Annotated in this window: 2 protein-coding genes and 2 pseudogenes; all 4 read left to right on the forward strand. The window is 70.3% G+C overall.

Annotation, left to right across the window (positions count from 1 at the left end; genetic code table 11):
• Positions 1-453: pseudogene (locus G6020_RS13010) on the forward strand (hypothetical protein); the annotation flags it as partial.
• 4 nt (positions 454-457) lie between these two features.
• Complete coding sequence (manA, locus tag G6020_RS13015; RefSeq protein ID WP_182610907.1) at positions 458-1,693, forward strand: mannose-6-phosphate isomerase, class I; 1,236 nt, start codon at positions 458-460, stop codon at positions 1,691-1,693.
• Positions 1,694-1,758: 65 nt separating this feature from the next.
• The gene (gene ahcY, locus G6020_RS13020) at positions 1,759-3,225 is read left to right on the forward strand and encodes an adenosylhomocysteinase (RefSeq protein ID WP_182610908.1); all 1,467 of its coding nucleotides are present in this window, start codon (positions 1,759-1,761) and stop codon (positions 3,223-3,225) included.
• Positions 3,226-3,234: 9 nt separating this feature from the next.
• Positions 3,235-3,415 (forward strand): annotated as a pseudogene (locus tag G6020_RS13025) (dTMP kinase); the annotation flags it as partial.

Consider the following 3,415-nt stretch of genomic DNA (forward strand, 5'->3'; position numbering starts at 1 on the left):
CCGGCCAAGCTCCTCGCCACCGCGGTCGCCGGTTCGGACCCGCTCGTCTGGATCCACTCGGATCCGTTGTCCGCGGCCTACTGCGACAGGGCGGTGGCCGCGTTCTGCGACGCCGGCCGGGTCACGGCGACCTCCTCCGTCACCGACGCCGTCCGGTCGCAGGCCGAGCGCGCCCGAGGGCTGCCCGCCGTGGACCCCCTCGCGAGTCTGTTCCACGACGACCAGCTCGACGGTGAACGCGAGGACAGGACCATCCGGCACCTCGGTATGGTGCTCAGCGCGGACGAGGAATTCGTCCGCCTGGCCGCGGGCCCGCTCGCGGACGTCGAGTGGATCTCCGATCGTGGTCGGGACACGGTCGGTGCCACACCAGCCCCGTTGAGCGGAAAGGTGGCCGCGCTCATGGCACGGACCGAACTCTCCGCCGCGTACCTGCTGGTGGGGGGGCTCTAGAACCGTGGTCGCTCTCACCCCGGTCGTCCAGGCGTACGCATGGGGCTCGCGGACGGCGCTCCCCGAGTTGTGCGGAACCCACTCCCCGGCACCGCACCCGGTGGCCGAGCACTGGTTCGGCGCCCACGACTCCGGCTCGTCGCTCTGCGCCGACGGGCGGGGGTTGGACGCGCGGATAGCCGCCGACCCCGAGGGAGAGCTCGGGGCGCGGGTGGCCGCGGAACACGGGGGCGGACTGCCGTTCCTGGTCAAGCTCCTGTCCGCCGAGCAGGCGCTCTCCCTGCAGGCGCACCCGTCCCCGGAGAGGGCGAGGGAGGGTTTCGCCGCCGAGGACGCGCGGGGGATCGCCGTCCACGCCCCGGATCGCAACTACCGCGACACCAACCACAAGCCCGAGATCCTGGTGGCCCTGACCGAGTTCCACGCGCTGGTCGGATTCCGCCCCGTGCCCCGTACCGTGGCGTTGTTCGACGCCCTCGACGTGCCGGCCCTGCGACCCTACCGCGACATGCTGGACGGCCAGCCGGACGCGGAGGGCCTCCGTGCGGTGTTCACCACCTTCGTGACGATGCCGCACATGGCGTTGGAGACGGTGGTGGCGGACCTGGTCACCGGCGCCGTGGGGTACCTCACCGCGGAGGGTGTCTCCGGCGAGTGGTCGAACGAGGCCACGACCGTGGTCGAGCTCGCCGAGCGGTACCCCACGGATCCCGGTGTCCTGGGTGCCCTGCTGCTCAACAGGGTGGTGCTCCGGCCGGGACAGGCCGTGTACCTGGGCCCCGGTCAGCTCCACGCCTATCTCCGCGGAGTCGGGGTGGAGGTCATGGCCAACTCGGACAACGTCCTGCGCGGGGGCCTGACACCCAAGCACGTCGACGTCCCGGAGCTGATGCGGGTGCTCGCGTTCGACCCGCTCGCGGACCCCACGGTGCGGCCGGTCCCCGCCGATCGCGGGATCCCCGGGGAGGTGGACTACCCCACGCCCGAGCCCGACTTCGCGCTCTCGCGCATCGTGCTCCCCGCCGGCACCGGCCCCGTCACCTACCGGACCGACGGCCCGGAGGTCCTGTTGTGTACCTCCGGCCGGGTGTGCGTGTCGGAGAACGGGACCACGGAGACGCTGGGGCCCGGCCACGCGGTGTGGGTCCCCGCCTCGACGCCGGTGGTGGAGCTGGAGGGCGCCGACGGGGCCACCGTCTTCCGCACCCGGGTCGGCGGTCCGGAGACGGGGACGGCGTAGCGGTAGAGCTCCCCGCTAGTGTGGTGCGGAAGTCTTTTCCGAACTACGAGGAGCTGGTCGCACACATGTCCGCTGATCTGCACGTGCAGTCCGTCAACGGTGTCGAGTTCAAGGTGGCGGATCTGTCGCTGGCGGAGGCGGGCCGCAAGCAGATCCGTCTGGCCGAGCACGAGATGCCCGGCCTCATGGCGCTGCGCGAGGAGTACGGGGCGGAGCAGCCGCTGGCGGGGGCCCGGATCGCCGGGTCCATCCACATGACGGTGCAGACCGCCGTGTTGATCGAGACGCTGACCGCGCTGGGCGCGGAGGTCCGGTGGGCCTCGTGCAACATCTTCTCCACGCAGGACGAGGCGGCCGCCGCCGTCGTCGTGGGCCCGGAGGGCACGCCCGAGGCCCCGTCCGGCGTGCCGGTGTTCGCGTGGAAGGGCGAGACGCTCGCCGAGTACTGGTGGTGCACGGAGCAGATCATGACCTGGCCCGGCACCGATCCCAACATGATCCTCGACGACGGTGGCGACGCCACCATGCTCGTGATCAAGGGCAAGGAGTTCGAGCAGGCCGGGGCCGTGCCGTCGGACGACTCCGCCTGGTCGGCGGAGGAGAAGGTCTTCCACGCGCTGCTGCGCGAGTCCGTGCCGGCCCACCCGGGCAAGTACACGGCCATCGCCGAGTCGGTCCAGGGCGTCACCGAGGAGACCACCACCGGCGTACACCGCCTGTACCACTTCCACGCCGAGGGTGTGCTGCCGTTCCCGGCGATCAACGTCAACGACGCGGTCACCAAGAGCAAGTTCGACAACAAGTACGGCACCCGCCACTCGTTGCTGGACGGCATCAACCGCGGCACCGACGCCCTCATCGGCGGCAAGAAGGCCCTGGTGTGCGGTTACGGCGACGTGGGCAAGGGGTGCGCCGAGGCCCTCGCCGGCCAGGGCGCGCGCGTCCAGGTCACCGAGATCGACCCGATCAACGCGCTGCAGGCCCTCATGGACGGCTTCGACGTGGTGACCGTGGACGAGGCCATCGAGGCGGCCGACATCATCATCACGGCCACCGGCAACAAGGACATCATCACCTTCGACCACATGAAGCGGATGAAGAACAAGGCGATCCTGGGCAACATCGGCCACTTCGACAACGAGATCGACATGGCCGGACTGGAGTCCGCGGTGGACGTCACCCGCATCAACATCAAGCCGCAGGTCGACGAGTTCGTCTTCGACTCCGACGGCCGCTCGATCATCGTGCTGTCGGAGGGGCGTCTGCTCAACCTCGGCAACGCCACCGGCCACCCGTCGTTCGTGATGTCCAACAGCTTCTCCGACCAGGTGATCGCCCAGATCGAGCTGTTCAGCAAGGCCGACCAGTACCCGATCGGCGTCCACCTGCTGCCCAAGATCCTCGACGAGAAGGTCGCGCGCCTGCACGTCGAGGCACTCGGTGGATCGCTCACCACGCTCGCCAAGGACCAGGCCGAGTACATCGGTGTGGACGTCGAGGGCCCGTACAAGCCCGACCACTACCGGTACTGATCCGATCCCGTGGTCGCGCGTCTGGTCGTCGTCGAGGGGCTCGACGGCGCGGGCAAGAACACCCTGACGACCGCCCTGGTCGGTGAGCTCACCGACCGGGGTGTGTCGGTCGGGCGTCTGGCGTTCCCCCGGTACGGGACCCTGCACGCCGACCTGGCCGCCGACGCCCTGCACGGCGGCCAGGCCGGTA

This window comes from Dietzia sp. B19 (assembly GCF_014145155.1).
Lineage (GTDB): Bacteria > Actinomycetota > Actinomycetes > Mycobacteriales > Mycobacteriaceae > Dietzia > Dietzia natronolimnaea.

Excerpts from the sequence above, each read along its gene's own strand:
- ahcY (WP_182610908.1), top strand. The coding sequence starts at position 1,759 with ATGTCCGCTGATCTGCACGTGCAGTCCGTCAACGGTGTCGAGTTCAAG.